Source organism: Corallococcus sp. RDP092CA (assembly GCF_041903675.1).
GTDB lineage: Bacteria > Myxococcota > Myxococcia > Myxococcales > Myxococcaceae > Corallococcus.
In genome coordinates, this window is the sequence record NZ_JAYESI010000083.1 from 1 (window position 1) to 1,713 (window position 1,713).

A 1,713-nucleotide genomic window follows, 5' to 3' on the forward strand; every position below is an offset into this window, starting at 1 on the left:
TCGGGGGTCGAGTTCCGCCATGAGTCGCGGTGTGTCACGTCACAGCCAACACCGTCGAGCGCCGCCCCGCCCACCGTACGCTGCCCGGCAGCCCCTTCAAGCAGGCACCAACCGGTGAACGGTTACCCGGGAAGTACTGCGACGGGCTGCCGCTGTTGCGCATGGAGCAGCGCTTCGCGCGCGACGGAGTCGCGGTGGACCGGGGGACGATGGCGCGGTGGGTGGAGGACGTGGGGGCCACGGTGGGCACCACGGTGGTGGCCGCCATGCGTGACGAGGCGCTGGCCACCGCCTTCTGCATCGCCACGGACGCCACCGGGGTGGCGGTGCAGCCAGCGCCCGCGGAGGGCGGGCGCCAGGCGTGCCGGCGGGGCCACTACTTCGTGCAGGTGGCCGACAAGGACGCCGTCTTCTTCGAGTACACGCCGAAGGAGACGAGCGCCGCGGTGCTGGAGCGCTTCAAGGGCTTCAGCGGCTACGTGCAGGCCGATGCGAAGAGTGTCTACGACGCCCTCTTCCGCCCCGCCGAGGAGGCGCCGCCGGATGGCGAGGCCCAGGTGCGGCAGGAGGTGGCGTGCTGGGTGCACTGCCGCAGGGGCTTCTGGGAGGCGGCGACGGCGAAGAGTGTCGTGGCCCGGGAGGGACTGGCGCGCATCGGCCGCATCTTCGAGCTGGAAGCGACGTGGAGGGACAAGCCTCCAGAGGAGATTCACCGGCTGCGGCAGGCGCACCTGCGTGCGCACGCGGACGCCTTCTTCACCTGGGCCGAGGCGGAGCACGAGAAGGTGCGCGAGGAGCGCGGGCTGGTGCGCAAGGCGCTCGGCTACGCCGTGCGGCACCGCGAGGCGCTGCGCCGCTTCCTCGAGGACGGCCGGCTGCTGCTGGAGAACAACCGCAGCGAGAGAGAATTGCGAAGGATTGCCGTCGGAAGGAAAGCGTGGCTTTTCGTCGGCAGCGATGACCATGCCGAGCGGGCCGGCCACCTCTTCACCCTCATCGCCACCGCTCGGCTGCACCGCCTCGACCCAGAGGCGTACCTCCGCGACCTCCTGCGCGTGCTGGCCCATTGGCCCCGAGAGCGCTACCTGGAACTCGCTCCCAAGTACTGGGCCGCCACGCGCGCCCGCCTGGTGGCCGCCGAACTCGACGCCGAGGTGGGGGAACTCACCATCCCGGAGCCGCTCACGGCCCCGGCCGAAGCGCAGTCGCCGTCGCGCTGAGAGAGTCCCTTTCACGCCGTCACCCTGCGGCGACCGTCCGGCTCACGGAAGACGGGGCTCGTGCATCGGATACGGGCTCAAGCGTCATGCTCTTCGCTCGACAGCGCAGCGATGACCGTGCGTTCTACTTCCTGGGCCCTGCAACCTACGTGAAGCACGAAGGCGAGTTGCCCATGGCGGTCACCTGGAAGCTTGAGCACGCGCTTCCAGGCGACCTCTTTGCGTCCTTCGCGGCGGCGGTCGCCTGAGCCCCCCTTGCGCGACCAATCCCTCTCCACCGAGCAAGCGTAGCAGCGCCGCAGGAGCCCGGTTGAGTGGCAATACACATGGACGCCGTGAAGGCGCACTTCACGGCCCTTCGCGAATCGTAACCGTTCACCGGCTCACGCTGCGTGCGCGAGCTGAGGGGCCTCCGCGAGAGGTAGCAGTGAGGGTGGCTGCAAACCTCGGCGGTGCGCGCGCAGCGAGTCCGTCAGGAAGTCGAGCACGCCCC

General features: G+C 70.0%; 2 protein-coding genes. Both read left to right on the plus strand.

Annotated elements, in window-relative coordinates; all coding sequences use genetic code 11:
- Nucleotides 1-29: 29 nt before the first annotated feature.
- A complete protein-coding gene (locus U8525_RS34230) occupies nucleotides 30-1,220 on the plus strand; it encodes an IS66 family transposase (RefSeq protein WP_374270937.1) in 1,191 nt (396 codons plus the stop codon).
- An 86-nt stretch (nucleotides 1,221-1,306) separates the two neighbouring features.
- A complete protein-coding gene (locus tag U8525_RS34235; protein ID WP_374270938.1) occupies nucleotides 1,307-1,468 on the plus strand; it encodes a hypothetical protein in 162 nt (53 codons plus the stop codon).
- The last annotated feature ends 245 nt before the right edge of the window (nucleotides 1,469-1,713 follow it).